Source organism: Candidatus Pelagibacter sp. Uisw_106 (genome assembly GCF_047724975.1).
Classification (GTDB): domain Bacteria; phylum Pseudomonadota; class Alphaproteobacteria; order Pelagibacterales; family Pelagibacteraceae; genus Pelagibacter.
Genome location: NZ_CP159819.1, coordinates 815,816 through 833,380, shown reverse-complemented (window position 1 = coordinate 833,380; position 17,565 = coordinate 815,816). Strand labels below are relative to the sequence as shown.

The following is a 17,565-nucleotide window of genomic DNA, read 5'->3' as shown; positions in this document are numbered from 1 at the left end:
AGTTCATTTTGAGTTTTACAAGAAAATGGTTTCAATCTTAGGATTAACTAAGATAAATCAATAGCATTCTTCTTTAAAACTTCCATAGAAACAAGCTTTAAAGTTTTTTCATGTGTTCTTTTTAAATAAACTGGACAAGGGTTGCCGGCATCTGCAGCTCTTGCATACCAACTAGCACAAACACACCATCCATCTCCAGCTTTAAGACCTGGAAATCCAAATTCAGGATGAGGGGTTATTAAATCATTACCAGCTTCTTTGCACCATTCTAAAAATTCTGTTGTAACTTTTGCACAAACTGTGTGAACACCATGATCATTTTCATCAGTACTACAACAGCCATCTCTATGCCATCCTGTTAAAGGATCGTTAGAACATTCCTCTAAATCTTCACCTAGAACATTTTTTTGATTATCACTCATTTAAATTTTTGTTGGATTGGGTTGACCTTTGTAAACAACTTCAGGATCAAAAGATTTTTCTTTTTCTTCAAATTTCATTTCAACTTCTCTACCATTTTCAATTGGGCCCAATGGAATTGATCTATAAAAACATGATCGATAACCAACATGACAGCTTGAACCATCACCAATATCTACAGTTAACCAGATTGAGTCTTGATCATCATCAATTCTAATTTCCATTACTTTTTGAGTGAAGCCACTAGTTTTACCTTTGTGCCAAATTTGCTGTCTAGATCTGCTGAAATAATGAGCTTCTTTAGTCTCAATAGTTTTTTTAAAAGCTTCAACATTCATATAACCGTGCATCAAAACATCTTTAGTTTTTGAGCACATAGTAATAACCGGAATTAAGCCATCATTATCAAATTTTGGTGAAAGGAGTTTTCCCTCTTCAATTTCGACTATATTTTCTCTTTTTTTAAACATATCTAGGTGATTATGTAGCATATTGAACAATATATTAAATATTTTAAAAACAACGATTTACTGTATAAAGTTGCCTTATGAAATTAGTAGAAGAGACAGATAGCAAAATTTTAGACACCAAAAAAGTTTCTGATAAAGAAGCTGAAGAGGCTTTTAAAACTATTTTAACTTGGATGGGTGAAGATCCTAGCAGAGAAGGATTATTAGAAACTCCTAAGAGAGTTGTTAAAGCATATAAAGAATATTTTAATGGATACTCAGAAGACCCTAATAAAATTTTAGATAAGACTTTTGGGGATGTCGAAGGTTATGATGATATGGTTGTACAAAAAAATGTTTCTGTACAAAGTCATTGTGAACATCATATGGCTCCAATTATTGGAATTGCACACGTTGCATACATTCCAAATGAGAGAGTTGTGGGTCTAAGTAAGCTTGCAAGAGTAGTAGAAGTTTTTTCAAAAAGATTACAGACACAAGAAAGACTTACGATGCAAATTGCTAAAACAATAATGGAATCTTTAGATGCAAAAGGTGTAGCAGTCACAATAGACTCAACTCATCAATGTATGACTATGAGGGGTATTAAGAAAGAAACTGCAACAACAGTTACAAATTATTTCTTAGGACAATTTAAAGAAGACCTTAGTATTCAAAATAGATACTTAAGATTTATTAGTAAGTAACTTTCCCAGGGAGGAGATCAATGTCAGATAATTTTAAAGCACTAGTTATTAATCAAGAAGGTGAAAATTTTACCCGAGAGGTAAAGTCAATAGATAAATCATTTTTAAAGCATGGTGATGTTACTGTAAAAGTAGATTATTCAGATTTAAACTATAAAGATGGAATGATTTTGAAAAATGGTGGTCGTCTTGTTAAAGAATTTCCACATATTCCAGGCATAGATTTTTCTGGTACTGTTCTTGAAAGTGAAAATCAAAAATTTGAAACTGGTGATGAAATAATTTTAACTGGATGGAGAGTTGGAGAAGCTTTTTTTGGTGGATACTCTCAGATAGCAAAAGTTAATGCCGATTTTTTAGTTAAGAGACCTTCAAATCTAACTAGCAAACAGGCTATGATGCTAGGAACAGCTGGCTTTACATCTTTAATGAGTGCTTTTGCTATTCAAGCTAGAGAGGAAATTTTATTAGGCGATAAAGTAAATGATGTATTGGTTACTGGAGCTACCGGTGGGGTGGGAAGTGTAGCGGTAATGGCTCTTACTAAATTAGGATACAATGTAACAGCTGTTACAGGAAAAGATTCTAAAACAGATTATTTAAAATCGTTAGGAGCAAAAAATGTTGTTAATAGAGCTGATTTTGACAAAGATCCAAGACCTATTGATAAAGGATTGTGGGATGGTGTTGTTGATACAGTAGGAGGTAAAATTTTAGCTAATGCAATAGCTCAAACTAGATCAAATGGAATTATAGCTGTTTGTGGTAATGCAAATAGTAATGAACTAAATACAAATTTATTACCATTCATGCTAAGGGGAATTAAAGTTTGGGGAATGGACTCAGCAAATTGTAGCATTAAAAGAAGAGAATTTATTTGGGCAGAAGCAGCAAAGCTTGTTGATTTTGAAGTTCTTGAAAAATCAATCTTAACTGTAAGTTTAGATGAATTGTTAGAAACATATCCAAAAATTTTAAAGGGTGAAATTTCAGGAAGAGTTTTGGTAGATTTAAATAAATAGATGGATTGGGATAAATTAAAAATATTCCACGCAGTTGCAGAAGCAGGCAGTTTTACTAACGCAACAATAAACTTAAATTTAAGTCAATCTGCAATAAGCAGACAAATTCAATCATTAGAACTGGATCTTAAAGTACAACTCTTTGAAAGACACGCAAGAGGTCTTACTTTAACAGAAAATGGTGAATATTTATTTAAAACAGCTCACGATGTAATCAGCAAACTAAAAGAAGTTGAATCTACACTGGGAGATCAAAAAAATAAACCAACAGGTAAATTAACAATTACAACTGTTAGAAGTTTTGGTACTCACTGGTTAACACCTCGTATCCAAGAGTTTATGACTTTAAACCCTGAAATAGAAATTGAATTAATTTTTGATGATAAGGAGTTAGATTTAAGTACTAGACAAGCAGATATAGGTATTTTCATGAGAAGACCTAAGCAGCTTAATTATATCCAAAAAAAATTAGTAGATATTAAATATTATATTTATGGATCTAATAAATATTTAGAAAAATATGGAATGCCCAAAACAATCTCAGACCTAAATAAACATAAATTCATTTCATTTGGTAAAGGGGCACCATCTCCCGTCTACGATCCAGATTGGGCTTTAAAACTTGGAATTAAAGATTCTAAAAAAAGAAAACCAGTAATGAAAGTTAATAGTGTTATGGGTTTACTTTTAGCTGTTGAAGCTGGCGTAGGTCTAGCGGCGCTTCCTGAATATTTAGTTACAAATTCAAACAATGTAATAAAAGTACTTCCTAATTCAGAAGGGCCCATAACAGAGGCTCACTTTGTCTACCCTCAATCACTTAAGAACACTGCAAGAATTACTGCTTTTAGGAACTTTTTATTCAGTAAAATTGGTGACTGGAAGTCTTAATTAGAATTATCATTAACATAAACTGAAACACCTCTAGAATTAATATCTACATCAAATTTTTTATGTAAAGGTGGAAAAGCTCTTTGTGGACAATCTAATCTATCACAAGTTCTGCAAGATACACCGATAGGTATTTCAGTCGTTTTGTCACTAACATTAATATTTTCAGTGTACACAAAGTCTTTTGCGTATTTTGCATCACAACCAAGACCAATTGATAATATACTTTTTGATTGACCAAAACGTCCTACACCTTTTTCAACTGTTCTTGCAATACAAACATATTTTTCACCATTAGTCATTTTACTAACAGCTGCTTGAATTACACCAGGTCGGGTGAATGCTGAATAAACATTCCATCTAGGACATGCACCGCCATATCTTGGTATATCAATTCCTGATAATGAAAATCTTTTTGAAATATTTCCTGCCATATCAACTCTTAGCATGTGAAAAGGAATTCCAGGTAATTTTGGATCTTGTAAGCATGTTACACGGTGAGCAACTTGCTCAAAAGAAGTTGCAAACGTATTTTGTAATAACTCTAAATCATATTTTAATTTTTTACATTCAGCATGAAAAGGTTTGTAGGGCATTAAAATTGCTGCACCGCAATAATTTAATAAAGCAACTTTTGTTAATTTTGTTGATTCTTCCGAAGGAAAAGAAAATTTAGATAGATAATTATCAATATCTTTCATTGCACCTTCTTGTGCAATTTGAGCTGCTGCATGAAGTTTTTTTGTTTCTAATGAACTATAATCACTTAATAGAAGTTCTTTTTTATTTTTATTATAAATTTTAGAAAAAGGCTTTCCCTCTTCTGGTAAAATATCTTTAACTGTAATTGAATATTCTTTATTTAAATACTCACATAATGCAATATATCGAGTTCTGTTATTTTTTTGAATTTTATCAAAAACTTTATTTGCAAACTCTTCTAATTTCGGAAAATAGTTTTTATGCTCTTGAAGAAAGTCAGATATTACCTCACCAGGAAATGAGTTTTTTCTATTATCAACTATTTTTCCAGAAATTTTTTCTATTTTATTAATTAGTTCATGATCTTTCTTTTTAAGAATATCTCCCAATCTCACAAGAGCTCTACCTATCTTAGGATTCGTTCCAACAAGGTCTTTAACTTCAGGACCAAGAATATCTAGGTCTTCAAATAATTCATCATCTAGAATTTCTGAAATAGTATTTTCTAAATTAACATCTGATTTTGATGTTAAGTCTGAGAGTTGGATATTTAATTTTTCACAAACCTTAAGTAATAAATCTCCATCTATTTTTCTTTTTCCACTTTCAATTAAGTTTAAATAACTCGGAGAAATACCTAGATCTTCTGAAAGTTTGTTTGCTTGTAGTCCTAACTGTCTTCTAAAAGCCTTTATTTTAGGACCAATTTTTAAATCAATTTGACTCATAAGCTTTATTAGTAAATTTTGTAAATTTAAATTTACAATAAGTTTCTTTGTTTTACAAGGTTTTTAACGATTTAATTAGATTTTGTAAATTTTGTAAATTATAAAGTTTACATGAACGATAAAAATATAAATAAAAATCAAGAAAATCAAAGAGAAATTAACGAAAACAACAATCAGAATCAATTTAGTCAATCAGGTATTTACCTAAGAGACGATCATTGTGATTGGGGTTCTAGTGGGATGAATGAATTCACTCAAGAATTTAGTGAAAAAAAATAAGTCCTCTTAACGTTAATTTGCACACGATTTAATTTTCTTAATACATAATCTAGAAAGACCTACCTATGAGCTCAGAAGCTAAAGTTTCATACGATTTAAAAAGATTTTTAGGAATCAAAAAAGACTATACTCCAGAAGAAGTAGAACGATTAAAAGGTTCTATCAAAATTGAATATTCGATGTGTAAGCATCAATCTAAAAAATTATGGGATCTATTAAATTCAGAAAATTATATTAATACATTGGGTTCACTCTCTGGAAATCACGCTATTCAACATGCCAAAGCCGGATTAAAAGCAATTTATTTAAGTGGATGGCAAGTAGCAGCTGATGCAAATACTGCTGGTGAAATGTATCCTGATCAATCTTTATACCCATATGATAGTGCTCCAAAATTAGTTGAGTCGATGAATAATGCTTTAATAAGAGCAGATCAAATTCAACATATGGAATTACATGATGGTGACATGAAATCAAAAGATAGAACAGATTATATGCTACCAATTATTGCAGATGGTGAAGCAGGATTTGGTGGCCCATTAAATGTTTTTGAATTAACAAAAAAATTCATTAAAGCAGGAGCTGCAGGAGTTCACTTTGAAGATCAACTAGCTAGTGAAAAAAAATGTGGTCACATGGGTGGAAAAGTTTTAGTTCCAACTGGTACTATGATTAAAAATTTAAAAGCTGCAAGACTTGCTGCCGATATTGCAGATGTGCCTTTGATAATTTTAGCAAGAACTGATGCTAATGCTGCAAAATTAATTACGAATGATTTTGATGAAAATGATAAACCATTCTTGACAGGAGAAAGATCTCCTGAAGGTTTTTATTATGTTAAGCATGGAATTGAACAGGCTATCTCAAGAGGTTTAGCATACGCACCTTATTCAGATTTAATTTGGTGTGAAACAGCGACACCAAACTTAGAAGAAGCAAAAAAGTTTGCAGACGCAATTCATGAAAAGTTTCCTGGTAAATTATTAGCTTACAATTGCTCTCCCTCGTTCAATTGGAAGAAGCATTTATCAGATGCAGAGATTTCAACATTCCAACAAAAGATTAGTGAGATGGGTTATAAGTTTCAATTTATTACCCTTGCTGGATTTCACACTCAAAATATTGCAATTTTTGAACTTGCGGAAAAATATAAAACTGAAGGAATGACTGCTTATTCTAAAATCCAAGAGCTTGAGTTCGCTAGAGAGAAGGATGGTTACACAAGTGTTAAACATCAAAGAGAAGTTGGAACATCTTATTTTGATGCAGTTTCAAATACTATAAGTAGTGGAAAAAGCTCTACAACTGCTATGGCAGGCTCTACAGAATCTGAACAGTTTTAATTAGTCTTTACTTAAACTTTAAATATGTTCTAATATTTAAATGATCTTAAGTGGAATACTTTTAATCATTTTCTATATTTCTCATCAATATATTGTTGCTTGGATTATCTATTATAATAACAGCGATAAGAGATTTGGTAATTCTATTTGGCGTTGGACTTATGATTATAAAGTTATTGGTGAAAGAGATATTTCAGATCTTGATGATAAGCCCTTTGTAAGAAAAAGAAGGATTAGAAATCGCACAGTTACCTTAATGTATTGTAATTTTTTTACAGGTTTTGTTATCTCCCTGTCTTTTGTGAGTAATTTGCTTATCCTGATATTATCTTAATTAAACCATACAAAATGCGACATTTAGTGCGATTGATAATCATTCGCAATGCTAATAATAAGCATTCTAATCTAATTAAATCAACAAAACGAAAGACAAACAATGAAAAAACTTACAATTATTGCATTTTTTATGGCTTTATTTGCAGACATGACATTTGCTGCTGAAGTTAATGTATTCAGCGCAAGACATTACGATTCAGATATTCAGCTTTACAAAAAATTTACAGCAAAAACTGGAATTAAAGTAAACGTTGTATCTGGTAAAGATAAGGCTCTTCAAAAAAGAATTACTGAAGAAGGTACTGATTCAAAGGCTGACCTTTATATTACTGCTGACGCAGGAAGATTAGGTGCATTCGCTGCAAAAGGAATGTTCCAAAATTCTATGACTGCTGCAATTAAAGCTGCAGTTCCAGCAAACTTTAGAACTGCTAAATGGACTGGAATAGCTAAGAGAGCAAGAATTATGTATTACTCACCAGAAAGAGTAAACGCAAATGAGCTTAACGGTATGACTTACGAAGGTCTTGCTGATCCCAAATGGAAAGGTAGAGTTGTTATAAGAAAATCTAACAATATCTATAACCAATCTCTTGTTGCGTCATTAGTAAAAAACAATGGTAAAGCAGAAACTTGTTCTTGGGCAAAAGGTGTTGTGGCTAACATGGCTAGAGACTCTAAAGGAAATGATAGAGCTCAAATTTTAGCCGTAGCCGCAGGTGAAGCTGATCTAGCAGTAGCTAACACATACTACTATGCTTTGATGCTATCTGGAAAAAAAGGTGCTGAACAACAAGCAGCTGCTAAAAAAGTTTTACCTTTTTTCCCTAACCAAGGAGATAGAGGAACTCACATGAACATTAGTGGAGGAGGAGTAATTAAAACGGCACCAAATCCTGATAATGCAAAAAAACTACTTGAGTTTTTATTAACTAAAGAAGCACAAGAACACATAGTTAATAATACATTTGAATATCCAATGATTGATGGTGTTGAGCCTCATGCATTAGTTAAACAAATGGGTCTTGGATACAATCAAGATTTAGAAACTAAAGTTGCTAATTATGGAAAACAACAAGCTACGGCACTAGAGTGTATGTTAGCTGCAAGTTGGAAGTAATAAGTTAGTGAAAAAGAATTTATTTAATATTGATTTAGATAAATCTTCTGACATAAATTGGTCTCAATCTCTGAAAGCTTGTGATCCATGTGCAGCAGAGTGTAAAAAAATCAATAGAAAAATAAATAATAGAAAATTATCAGATATTGAAGATAAAGAGGTTGCACATATTCTCTCTCCTTTTAATACATAATTTTCTTTTTAATGATTGTGCTCATAGCTCTACAAAAGGTATTTACCCTACCTAATTTAACTATGAGCACTAAAAAATTCAAATGCAAGTAATTCAATTAAACAAACACTTAAAAAACAACAGGAATAGAATGATAGAAGGAAAAAAATGTTCAAATATAGTTTTGAAAACAAGAAAAATTGGAAAGTGGGTTGATGTAAGTACTGATGAAATATTAAAAGGTAAAAAAATAATACTATTTTCATTACCAGGTGCATTTACACCAGTATGTTCTGAAAAACAGTTACCAGGATTTGAAGAAAATTATGATAAATTGTTAGGTTTAGGAATTAATGAGATTTATTGTATTAGTGTTAATGATGGCTTTGTTATGAATGCATGGGCTGATCAACAAAAATTGAGAAAAGTTAAGGTATTACCTGATGGAAATGCTGATTTTACAAGGGCAATGGGCATGTTAGTTGACAAAAAACATGTTGGTTTTGGTCAAAGAAGCTGGAGATATTGTACGATTATTAATGATGGCATAGTTGAAAAATGGTGGCAAGAGGACGGTATGAATAATGATGGAAGTGATCCTGATCCATATGAACAAACAACGCCAGAAAACTGCATAGAATATCTATCTAAACAATAAAAGCTGAAAACTTAAAGCGTATAAGAAATTTTTAAGAATTAGCTCTATAATCTCTCTCTCAAATTGGTTTTAGAGTTGGTATTGACTTCCCTTGGTAACAAGGGAAGTTTCTTAAAAATAATTATTAAGGTAATATAAAATATGGGATTTGGAAAAATAAATATTTGGTATGTAGCATCTCTATTTATTTCTTTAGTAGTGGCAGCTCCAATTTTAACAGTATTCAGTAGTTTTTTTGAAACCACTGGAAACTATAGTTTAATTTTAAAGAATACTTTTCTTTACGATTACATTTATAATTCCTTAGTACTTTTAATAGGTGTTTTATTTTTAACATTTATAATTGGTGTTGGATGTGCTTACTTAGTTTCATTTTATAATTTTCCAGGTGTAAATTTCTTTAAATGGTCTTTGATCTTATCTTTTGCTGTCCCAGCATATATTTACGCATATTCCTTAACTGCTTTTTTTGAAAATTATGGAACAGCTTTTTCAATTTTAAAAAATTTATTTGGAGAAGGGAATTATAATTCTCATATTCCTAAATTTGATGGAATGACTGGTGCTATAATTTCAATATCATTTTCATTATTTGGTTATGTTTATGTTTTAACCAGAACATCATTTCACTATCAGTCACAAAATTTAATAGAACTTGGAAAAAATCTTGGCTTTTCTAAAAAAAAATCTTTTTTTAAAATAATACTTCCTTCCGCAAGACCTGCTATCGTTGCTGGTCTGTCGTTAGTTGCAATGGAAACTTTGTCGGATTTTGGATCTGTATCTTTTTTTGGCATATCCACTTTTACTACAGGAATCTATAATGCTTGGATTTCTTTTGATGATCTTACTCTTGCTAACAGATTATCATTTTACCTATTAATTTTTATTCTTGGATTGTTTATCTTGGAAAATTTTTCAAGAAAAAAAGCCCAGTATCACACATCTTCTAAGGGTGGATTTAAATCTAAATCAGTTATCAATTTAAGTGGATATAAATCATTTTTAGCATTTTCTTTTTGCATGTTAGTTTTTTCTATAAGTTTTTTATTTCCCGTTCTACAAATGCTTTATTGGACAATTATTTTTCCAAAAAATTTAGCTGATTTGGATTTAATTAACTTATTTTCAAATACTATAATTTTAGTAATTTTATCTAGCTGTTTGTTAATTGCCTTAGCTTTTATTTCAAATTATGGGAATAGAGTTTCTAAAAGTAAATTTTTAGAAGCACTAACTACATTTTCAATATCAGGATATGCAATACCAGGGATTATTTTAGCGGTAGCATTCATTACCTTTATCTCATGGTTTGACAGTAGTATTCTAGGTCAATTTGAAATGAACAGTATAAAGCCAATTTTTATAGGCTCTATTCTTGGCCTAGTTTTGGTATATTTTATTAGATTTTATTCATTAGCAAGCAATGGAATTAAATCAGGATATTTAAAAATTAATTATTCCATTGATGAAGGTGCATATCTGCTTGGATATTCTAAATTCAAGACATTCAAAAACATACATGTCCCATATCTAAAAAACTCAATTTTATTGATAGGAATTTTATTAGCCATTGAAATCATTAAAGAGTTACCAATTACGCTAATTATGAGACCATTTAATTTTGAAACTTTTGCAACAAAGGCTTATATCTATGCTTCTCAGGATTTATTAGAGGCCGCAGCAGCCCCATCATTATTTCTTATAATTATTGCAAGTTTCTTTATATTAATTACATCTAAATATATCCTTAAAGACTAAAATTATGACAAAAAATTTTCTAGAAATTGATAATGTAACATTTACCGCTAGTGCACAAAACAAAGTAAGCAATGTCTCATTAACTATTGAAAATCAGGGAGACATTATCTGTTTATTAGGTCCATCTGGAATTGGTAAAACTACAATTCTTAGAACAATTGCTGGTTTAGAGAAAATTAATTCTGGAAAAATTAAATTAAAGAATAAATTACTTTCCTCTAAAGATATCCATGTGGAACCTGAAGATAGAAACATATCAATGGCCTTTCAAGATAACTCACTTTTCCCTCATTATAATGTTTTAGAAAATATAAAATTTGGTGCAGAGAGAAATAAAAAGAAGAAAAAAGGATTAAATATAAATGAGATAATTAAATTTCTTCATATTGATCATGTAGTTGATAAATTTCCACATCAAATAAGTTCTGGTGAAGCGCAAAGAGCCTCTTTAGCCAGATCTTTATTATCTAACCCAGACTTATTATTATTAGATGAACCTTTATCAAATGTAGATCAAAGTTTTAAAGAAGAAATTCAAGTTAAGTTGAAACAAATTTTAACTGAACAAAAAATAACAACAATCATCGTTACACATGACTCGTATGAAGCTTTTTACTTGGGTACAAAATGTGGAATAATTCTTGATGAGCAATTAAAACAATTTGATGATCCGTATAATGTTTATCATTTTCCAAATTCTGTAGAGGTGGTTAACTTTTTGAATAGAGGAATTTTAATTCCAGCAAAAGTTACCGGTGAAAACAGTTTAGAGAGTGCTGACTTAGGTACAATAACTGGTGATTTTATAAAACATTACCCAAAAGGATCTGAAGTTCAGCTTTTATTACAACCAGAAGATCTGGAACATGATGATCAGAGTAATTTAAAATTAGAAGTCGTTGATAGAAAATTTAGGGGAACAAATTTTATCTATACCCTTAAAACTATGAGTAATAAATTAATACCTGTCTTTGTACACTCTCACCATATTCATCAACACCAAGTAGATGAAAAATTTGGCATCAAGAGACCAATTAATATTGATCATATAGTTTGTTTCTAATACAAAACTTAACTTAAAATGAATGATAGATTAAAAACCTTATCTAGAGGAATAATTGACGTAAGTCCTTTAATGATACCTGTGGTTCCATTTGGAATTATTTATGGTGTTATTGGTATGGAATTAGGTTTGGGTGCGTACATGACATTTGGAATGTCTATTATAATTTTTGGTGGAGCCTCTCAAATAGTTTTACTTCAGTTATTTTCAGGCGGAGCTTCATCTTTAGTTGCAATAACTTCTGTTGGTGCGGTAAATTCTAGACACTTATTATATGGGGCAGTTTTTTCAGAATATTTATCTCATTTAAAATTAACGTGGAAAATAATTTTGTCTTACGTGTTAATTGATCAAGCATTTGCTGTCTCAAATACTTATTTTAAGAAGAATAAAGAAAATGAATTTAAACATTACCACTTATTAGGTGCTGGCTTTACCTGTTGGATAGTTTGGCAAATATCAACAGTGTTAGGTATTGTTCTAGGATCAGTTATACCTGAAGAGTTAGGTTTAAGTTTTACTATTTCTTTAACCTTTTTGGCCTTGTTAATTAATGATTTTAGAAAATTTAAAAATATTATTGTGATGTTGGTATCAGGCATTGTTGCAACTATTGGCTACAATACAATACCATTTCAAGCATATATTATCGTTGCAGCCATAGCTGCTTTACTAATTGCTACATTATTAACTTTGATAACTTTAAAGAAAAATTAATGCATTGGTCGACAATTATTTATTGTGGAATTATTACTTATCTAACAAGGTTTTCTATGATTTTTTTATTAAAAGAGGACATATTAAACGATAAGACAAAAAAAATACTTTCTTATGTACCTTCTGCAATTTTTCCTGCAATAATCTTTCCACCAATATTTCTAGATAGTGCAGGCGCAATAGATATTGAAAATAATCCAAAAATATTAGCTTCTATATTTGCAATAATTATTGGTTATTTTAGTCGAAGTATTATTGCCACAATATTTGTGGGACTTATTTCTTATTGGTTTTTGATTTTTGTATATTACCAATAGAAAAACTTATAATTAAACCTCTAATGTTTCATAAATTTAAAGTCAGCAACGATTTACTTGGCATATTTTATATGCTTTTATGTCAATTCTCATTTGCAACAAATGATGCTTTTGTAAAAGTTATTTACGAAAACTATGATGAGATATTTGTTTTAAACCAAATCATTTTTATTAGGGGTATTTTTACATTACTTTTCATTTTATTATTTCTTTACATTAAGAAAGAACTTAATTTTAAATTAATCTTTACTTCAAATGAATTAAGAGTGAGAGGCATTTTAGAATCCTTAGCAGCTTTATTTTTTTTTATTGGTATTGCTCTATTACCCTTTGCAAATGTTTATATTTTATTAAGCATGGCACCAATTTTATTAACTGCATTTAGTGCAATATTTTTAAGAGAAAAAGTTAGATGGAGAAGATGGAGTGCAGTGTTATTGGGTTTTGTTGGTGTGGTGGTGGTAATTAATCCTGGAAAATTAGAGACTAGTTATTATTTTATCTTTCCTATAATTGCAGCAATTATGCTTTCGATTAGAGACATGTATACAAAAAATTTTAAAAAAGATTACCCCAGCCTACAAATTGCATTTATGACCTGTTTTGTTGTTACGGCTCTTTTTGGCTTGTTAAGTATTTATAAATTTTATGATTTTAGTTTAAAGGATATATTTATTTTATTTATTGCTGCTTTTTTTCTAGCATTAGGCTACATTTTTTCAATAGCAACAATCAAAATCGCACTAGTTTCTGTCACATCAACATTTAGATATTCAGTTATTTTATGGGGAATATTATATGGATATTTTTTATTTGATGAGGTGCCTTTAACTAATACTTATATAGGAGCTTTAATAATTGTTATTAGTGGATTAATTATTATTTCAAGACAAAAAAAGATTGGGGTTATAAAATAAAATCAAAATCTTGTTAATCGAACTTTTAAGACATATGATTAAAATATGAAAAAAATATTAATTATAATTTTTGCATTATTTACATTTAAAGCTTTTGCGGTCGATAAAAGCACAACTTTTAATAATGAAATTTTTCAAAAGGCTCAACTTGAAGGAAAAACAGTTGTTATTAATTCTTGGAATGAAACTTGTACAACTTGTAAAGTGCAGATAAAAATTCTAGATCAAGCTGAAAAAAAATTTAAAAATGTTCTTTTTTTAAGTTTTGAGCAAACCAAAGATAAAGATATAGCAAAACAATTAGGTATTGATTATTGGACTACTATTGTTGTTTATAAAAATAATAAAGAAGTACAGAGAAGCATTGGCCAAATGGATAAAGCTAAAATTTACGAATTAATAAAATCTTAATCTCGAATAATAAAGCCTATTAATGATTATTTGACGATCCAAAAAATTATATTTATTATATAAACCAAAATACCATAAAACAAGAACATGAGGATTTTGTCTTTTCCTGTTTTTTCTTCCCAGTTCAATTTAAATAATACTGATGGAGAAGCTACCAATAGGATAATCCCAATTACAATTACAAGTAATGATAAAATTATAAATACATTCATAATTAAATTTATTTAATCAATTCTAAACCAGCTTGTTTCCAGTTTTTTAGACCACCAATTAAATGTAAGCATTTATTATATTGATAAGACTTTGATATTTGTACTGCCAGAGTAGATCTTTGACCAATAGCACAATAAAACAAAATTTTATTATTCTGTAATTTAGTTTTATTTTTATTTAAGTAATCATTAATTTCTGGGAAAGAAACTCTTATACTATTTTTAATCTTTCCAATTTTATCTAGTTCATTTTGCTCTCTAAGATCTATTAAAATTATATCTTTTTCTAATAAACAATTTTTAAACTCATTAGGTTCAATCCCGTTATTAACTTTTTGTTTATCAAGATCTATTCCAAGTTTTAAATTATTAGGAACTGCTACATCCATTAATTTAGGGTCAGGTAAATTAAGATTATTCATAATTTCTATATATTCATTAACTGACTTTACTTGCAGTCGTGGGTTAAATTTTTTTTCTTCTAAAATGGTACTTACAGTATCCCCTTTATAATCATGAGCTGGATACACCAAAGTTTCATCAGGTAATTTTAATAATTTATTAAAAATAGAATTATAAGAATCTCGTGGATCACCATTTTGAAAATCAGTTCTTCCAGTTCCTCTAATCAATAGTGTATCACCAGTAAAAACCCTATCATTCATCAAGAAACTAAAACTTTCTGATGTATGACCTGGTGTGAATAAAGCTCTAAATTCTAGACCATCAATTTCGATTAATTCTTCATCTGATACTTGCATAGATACAACATCTACTGGTGTTTTATCACCCATAATTGTTACACAATTTGTTTGATCTCTTAGTTCTGCAATCCCCGAGATATGATCTGCATGTATGTGTGTATCTATTACTTTTACTAATTTTAAATCTAACTCTTTTAATATCTGTATATATCTTTCAACATTTTCTAATACAGGATCAATGATTAAAGCCTCCCTACCTTTAGCGGAAGCAATTAAATAAGTGTAGGTACTTGAACTCTTGTCAAATAATTGACGAAATAACATTTGAATACATTATCATTATATTGAGAATAGTAGAATCTATTTAATAGTACCAAATCTTAAATAAATTTTATCTAAATAATAAAATAGAGATAACGCTCTTAACACCATGAACAAACACAAGGAAATCCATATTCCAGTATTGCCCATTATTTTTGTTAAATATAAAGATATTAATAAATAAGAAAATACTGAGAAAATCATCGCATTTCTAAGTTCTTTTGTTTGTGATGCACCAATAAATATTCCATCAAATTGATAACAAAAAGATGAAATTAAAGGCATCAGTATTAGCCATATCACATAAGATGAGCTTAAATTTCTAATACTTTCAATATCAGACATTAATGCAATGACGTACTTGTTAATAAAAAAATAAATTATTGAAATAATTAATCCGGTAAGTGCACTTAAAATAAAAGAGTTTTTAACAATCTTTTTAAATAAATTTATATCTTTTTTACCCAAAGAATATCCAACCATACCCTCAGTTGAAAATGCGTAAGCATCAAGAATGAAAGCAGACAAAAAAACTAAGTTAATTAAGATGGCATTGGCTGCAATGTAGTCTTCACCAATTCGGCTCCCGAGGTAAGTAAACCAAAAAAATGAAAAGGTTAATAATATAGTTCTAATAAATATGTTTAGATTAATATTAAAAATATTCTTAAGTTTATTAAGATCTATTAATTTATTAATGTTGATATAAATTTTAGACATTTTATTTAGATACCAAAATGTATAACCTAGAAAAGTTGTGGATATTAAAAGTGCTGAGAATAAAGTCCCATAAGCAACCCCTTTAATATTTAAATTAAATTTTGAAACTAAAATAATACTTAAAATTATATTTAGAATTGAAAAAAGACCAACGGCTAAACTTGAGATTTTGGTCTTTTGTAATCCAACAAATAAACCAGTTATAATGTAAAGTGTTAACTCACCAGGTGCTGAATAAATTCTTATTTGAAAGTAATCCTGATAAAATTGCTTAGTAGTGTCTGATAAATTAAAGATACCCACACTTTGATTGAATATATAACTTTGTAATAAAATTAAGATCAATGAAATTAGTAAAACAAAAACTAAATTTCGAACAACAATATTAAATATTTCTGTGTAATCTTCTTTACCATAAGCTTGTGAAACTAAACCAACAGTCCCCATTCTTAAAAAACCAAAGCTCCAAAAAATCATAGAAAATAAATTAGCAGCAACAGAAGTTGCTGATAAATATGATAAATTACCGAGATTACCCATTAAACCAGTATCAATAATACCAACCATTGGAATGGCTAAATTTGCAAAAAAAATAGGAATAGATAATTTTAAAATATATTTAATTGAGGGGTTTTGCATTTAAGCAATAAACTTAAGTATAGATTTAGCAGGATTTGTTTTTTTAATCCAATCTTGAGGAATACCTTTTATACCTTTGTAAGCTGCAAAATAAGCACCAACAAAATTAGCACGCGAACAATTACATCCACCAGCTTTAATTGTTTTAATAATGGCAGTTTTAAAACTTTTAGAGGTGATAATTGCATGTATTGCACCATTAAAAGTACCTGGATAACTACATGCCTTACCAAATTTTTTTACAACGAAATTGTGTGGTTTTGACTTTATTTTTTTAACTTTTTTGATGTTTTCAATAACATTTTTAAAATATTTATTTTTTATATTTTTTCTTAAAAAACTATTAATTGGATCCTTGTCTCCTTTATCAGCTAAATCAATAATCTTAAGTTTTGCCAAAGCAAATTGTTCACTAATTTTACCATTAGCAACCGTTCTTATAATTTGTTTAGTTTTTTGGTCAGAATTGTTTGAAAAATAAAAGGGTAGACTTGCGCAATATCCATCAGACTCGTTAACTTTAGTCCCACCTGTGATGGTTTTTTTTAATTTAATATTTTTAATGGTTTCTAAAATATTTTGATGAATCCATGGGCCTTTCATGGCTGTTTTCCATTTAATCTTTTTGTATTTTTTTCTTAAAGATAAATTTTTCCAGTACTTTGAACCTGGGCCAAAATTTTTGACAATATTTTTTTTAAAAAGTTTAACAACTTCTTTATGGTTGGTAGTTTTTGTTAATGTTTTAAACATAACCTGACCTACATCGTTGTATCCAGAAATTTCACCTGTTTTAATAGAGTAGAATGGAGATCTATTTTTCCTAAAGAAAGCAATATTCTTTTTTCCTTTAATATAAGATTTAAGTTTTTTTTCATCATAGACCCAATGCAAAGGTCTTGCTGCTGCATCTGCAACAGTTGCGCCAAGAAATATATGTAATTTATTTAACATCA

General features: G+C 29.3%; 20 protein-coding genes. 14 read left to right on the top strand and 6 right to left on the bottom strand.

Annotated features, from left to right (window positions below; translation table 11 throughout):
• Positions 1 to 47 precede the first annotated feature (47 nt).
• Both ABXT45_RS04680 and hisI read right to left on the bottom strand, forming a co-directional pair.
• Entirely contained in the window at positions 48 to 422 is a 375-nt protein-coding gene (locus ABXT45_RS04680; RefSeq protein ID WP_415312953.1) for a DUF2237 family protein, read from the bottom strand.
• Positions 423 to 890, bottom strand: coding sequence for a phosphoribosyl-AMP cyclohydrolase (gene hisI / locus ABXT45_RS04675; protein ID WP_271520340.1), 468 nt, complete (start codon positions 888 to 890; stop codon positions 423 to 425).
• 77 nt (positions 891 to 967) lie between these two features.
• Between hisI and folE the strand changes: the two genes are divergently transcribed.
• From folE to ABXT45_RS04660, 3 genes are read left to right on the top strand one after another with little or no spacing between them, the layout of a single operon-like run.
• A complete protein-coding gene (gene folE, locus ABXT45_RS04670) occupies positions 968 to 1,576 on the top strand; it encodes a GTP cyclohydrolase I FolE (protein ID WP_415277842.1) in 609 nt (202 codons plus the stop codon).
• A 20-nt stretch (positions 1,577 to 1,596) separates the two neighbouring features.
• A complete protein-coding gene (locus ABXT45_RS04665; protein WP_415312952.1) occupies positions 1,597 to 2,598 on the top strand; it encodes an MDR family oxidoreductase in 1,002 nt (333 codons plus the stop codon).
• Positions 2,599 to 3,489, top strand: coding sequence for a LysR family transcriptional regulator (locus tag ABXT45_RS04660; protein ID WP_415312951.1), 891 nt, complete (start codon positions 2,599 to 2,601; stop codon positions 3,487 to 3,489).
• Here ABXT45_RS04660 and ABXT45_RS04655 read toward each other — a convergent pair.
• Positions 3,486 to 4,919 (bottom strand): helix-turn-helix domain-containing protein, encoded by a 1,434-nt coding sequence (locus ABXT45_RS04655; protein ID WP_415312950.1) that lies wholly within the window; start codon positions 4,917 to 4,919, stop codon positions 3,486 to 3,488. The two genes, ABXT45_RS04660 and ABXT45_RS04655, sit on opposite strands and share 4 nt — an antisense overlap.
• A gap of 111 nt (positions 4,920 to 5,030) precedes the next feature.
• On the opposite strand from ABXT45_RS04655, the gene ABXT45_RS04650 reads away from it, so the two are divergent.
• From ABXT45_RS04650 to ABXT45_RS04600, 11 genes are all read left to right on the top strand, one after another.
• Positions 5,031 to 5,198 carry a hypothetical protein gene (locus tag ABXT45_RS04650; protein WP_415277838.1) on the top strand — a complete coding sequence of 56 codons (168 nt, stop codon included), beginning with the start codon at positions 5,031 to 5,033 and terminating at the stop codon, positions 5,196 to 5,198.
• Between the two features lie 65 nt (positions 5,199 to 5,263).
• On the top strand, positions 5,264 to 6,541 hold the full coding sequence (gene aceA / locus ABXT45_RS04645; RefSeq protein ID WP_415312949.1) for an isocitrate lyase: 1,278 nt from the start codon (positions 5,264 to 5,266) through the stop codon (positions 6,539 to 6,541).
• A 436-nt stretch (positions 6,542 to 6,977) separates the two neighbouring features.
• Positions 6,978 to 7,997 (top strand): extracellular solute-binding protein, encoded by a 1,020-nt coding sequence (locus tag ABXT45_RS04640; RefSeq protein WP_415312948.1) that lies wholly within the window; start codon positions 6,978 to 6,980, stop codon positions 7,995 to 7,997.
• Between the two features lie 7 nt (positions 7,998 to 8,004).
• A complete protein-coding gene (locus ABXT45_RS04635; RefSeq protein ID WP_415312947.1) occupies positions 8,005 to 8,190 on the top strand; it encodes a hypothetical protein in 186 nt (61 codons plus the stop codon).
• An 82-nt stretch (positions 8,191 to 8,272) separates the two neighbouring features.
• Entirely contained in the window at positions 8,273 to 8,827 is a 555-nt protein-coding gene (locus ABXT45_RS04630) for a peroxiredoxin (protein WP_415312946.1), read from the top strand.
• Between the two features lie 141 nt (positions 8,828 to 8,968).
• Positions 8,969 to 10,588, top strand: coding sequence for an ABC transporter permease (locus ABXT45_RS04625; protein ID WP_415312945.1), 1,620 nt, complete (start codon positions 8,969 to 8,971; stop codon positions 10,586 to 10,588).
• Positions 10,589 to 10,592: 4 nt separating this feature from the next.
• Positions 10,593 to 11,651, top strand: coding sequence for an ABC transporter ATP-binding protein (locus ABXT45_RS04620; protein ID WP_415312944.1), 1,059 nt, complete (start codon positions 10,593 to 10,595; stop codon positions 11,649 to 11,651).
• 18 nt (positions 11,652 to 11,669) lie between these two features.
• Positions 11,670 to 12,368, top strand: coding sequence for an AzlC family ABC transporter permease (locus ABXT45_RS04615; protein WP_415312943.1), 699 nt, complete (start codon positions 11,670 to 11,672; stop codon positions 12,366 to 12,368).
• Positions 12,368 to 12,685, top strand: a complete 318-nt coding sequence (locus tag ABXT45_RS04610; RefSeq protein WP_271492942.1) for an AzlD domain-containing protein — start codon at positions 12,368 to 12,370, stop codon at positions 12,683 to 12,685. Before ABXT45_RS04615 ends, ABXT45_RS04610 begins: the two co-directional genes overlap by 1 nt.
• A 23-nt stretch (positions 12,686 to 12,708) precedes the next feature.
• Entirely contained in the window at positions 12,709 to 13,602 is an 894-nt protein-coding gene (locus ABXT45_RS04605; protein ID WP_415312942.1) for a DMT family transporter, read from the top strand.
• Positions 13,603 to 13,647: 45 nt separating this feature from the next.
• Positions 13,648 to 14,013 (top strand): TlpA family protein disulfide reductase, encoded by a 366-nt coding sequence (locus tag ABXT45_RS04600; RefSeq protein ID WP_415312941.1) that lies wholly within the window; start codon positions 13,648 to 13,650, stop codon positions 14,011 to 14,013.
• Between the two features lie 220 nt (positions 14,014 to 14,233).
• Here ABXT45_RS04600 and ABXT45_RS04595 read toward each other — a convergent pair whose 3' ends face one another.
• From ABXT45_RS04595 to ABXT45_RS04585, 3 genes are read right to left on the bottom strand one after another with little or no spacing between them, the layout of a single operon-like run.
• On the bottom strand, positions 14,234 to 15,253 hold the full coding sequence (locus ABXT45_RS04595) for an MBL fold metallo-hydrolase (RefSeq protein ID WP_415312940.1): 1,020 nt from the start codon (positions 15,251 to 15,253) through the stop codon (positions 14,234 to 14,236).
• Positions 15,254 to 15,289: 36 nt separating this feature from the next.
• Positions 15,290 to 16,609, bottom strand: a complete 1,320-nt coding sequence (locus tag ABXT45_RS04590; RefSeq protein ID WP_415312939.1) for an MATE family efflux transporter — start codon at positions 16,607 to 16,609, stop codon at positions 15,290 to 15,292.
• Positions 16,610 to 17,563 (bottom strand): ADP-ribosylglycohydrolase family protein, encoded by a 954-nt coding sequence (locus tag ABXT45_RS04585; RefSeq protein WP_415312938.1) that lies wholly within the window; start codon positions 17,561 to 17,563, stop codon positions 16,610 to 16,612. It lies immediately after the preceding gene.
• Positions 17,564 to 17,565: the final 2 nt, after the last annotated feature.

Excerpts from the sequence above, each read along its gene's own strand:
- ABXT45_RS04680 (WP_415312953.1), bottom strand. The coding sequence starts at position 422 with ATGAGTGATAATCAAAAAAATGTTCTAGGTGAAGATTTAGAGGAATGT.
- hisI (WP_271520340.1), bottom strand. The coding sequence starts at position 890 with ATGTTTAAAAAAAGAGAAAATATAGTCGAAATTGAAGAGGGAAAACTC.
- folE (WP_415277842.1), top strand. The coding sequence starts at position 968 with ATGAAATTAGTAGAAGAGACAGATAGCAAAATTTTAGACACCAAAAAA.
- ABXT45_RS04665 (WP_415312952.1), top strand. The coding sequence starts at position 1,597 with ATGTCAGATAATTTTAAAGCACTAGTTATTAATCAAGAAGGTGAAAAT.
- ABXT45_RS04660 (WP_415312951.1), top strand. The coding sequence starts at position 2,599 with ATGGATTGGGATAAATTAAAAATATTCCACGCAGTTGCAGAAGCAGGC.
- ABXT45_RS04655 (WP_415312950.1), bottom strand. The coding sequence starts at position 4,919 with ATGAGTCAAATTGATTTAAAAATTGGTCCTAAAATAAAGGCTTTTAGA.
- ABXT45_RS04650 (WP_415277838.1), top strand. The coding sequence starts at position 5,031 with ATGAACGATAAAAATATAAATAAAAATCAAGAAAATCAAAGAGAAATT.
- aceA (WP_415312949.1), top strand. The coding sequence starts at position 5,264 with ATGAGCTCAGAAGCTAAAGTTTCATACGATTTAAAAAGATTTTTAGGA.
- ABXT45_RS04640 (WP_415312948.1), top strand. The coding sequence starts at position 6,978 with ATGAAAAAACTTACAATTATTGCATTTTTTATGGCTTTATTTGCAGAC.
- ABXT45_RS04630 (WP_415312946.1), top strand. The coding sequence starts at position 8,273 with ATGCAAGTAATTCAATTAAACAAACACTTAAAAAACAACAGGAATAGA.
- ABXT45_RS04625 (WP_415312945.1), top strand. The coding sequence starts at position 8,969 with ATGGGATTTGGAAAAATAAATATTTGGTATGTAGCATCTCTATTTATT.
- ABXT45_RS04620 (WP_415312944.1), top strand. The coding sequence starts at position 10,593 with ATGACAAAAAATTTTCTAGAAATTGATAATGTAACATTTACCGCTAGT.
- ABXT45_RS04615 (WP_415312943.1), top strand. The coding sequence starts at position 11,670 with ATGAATGATAGATTAAAAACCTTATCTAGAGGAATAATTGACGTAAGT.
- ABXT45_RS04610 (WP_271492942.1), top strand. The coding sequence starts at position 12,368 with ATGCATTGGTCGACAATTATTTATTGTGGAATTATTACTTATCTAACA.
- ABXT45_RS04605 (WP_415312942.1), top strand. The coding sequence starts at position 12,709 with ATGTTTCATAAATTTAAAGTCAGCAACGATTTACTTGGCATATTTTAT.
- ABXT45_RS04600 (WP_415312941.1), top strand. The coding sequence starts at position 13,648 with ATGAAAAAAATATTAATTATAATTTTTGCATTATTTACATTTAAAGCT.
- ABXT45_RS04595 (WP_415312940.1), bottom strand. The coding sequence starts at position 15,253 with ATGTTATTTCGTCAATTATTTGACAAGAGTTCAAGTACCTACACTTAT.
- ABXT45_RS04590 (WP_415312939.1), bottom strand. The coding sequence starts at position 16,609 with ATGCAAAACCCCTCAATTAAATATATTTTAAAATTATCTATTCCTATT.
- ABXT45_RS04585 (WP_415312938.1), bottom strand. The coding sequence starts at position 17,563 with ATGTTAAATAAATTACATATATTTCTTGGCGCAACTGTTGCAGATGCA.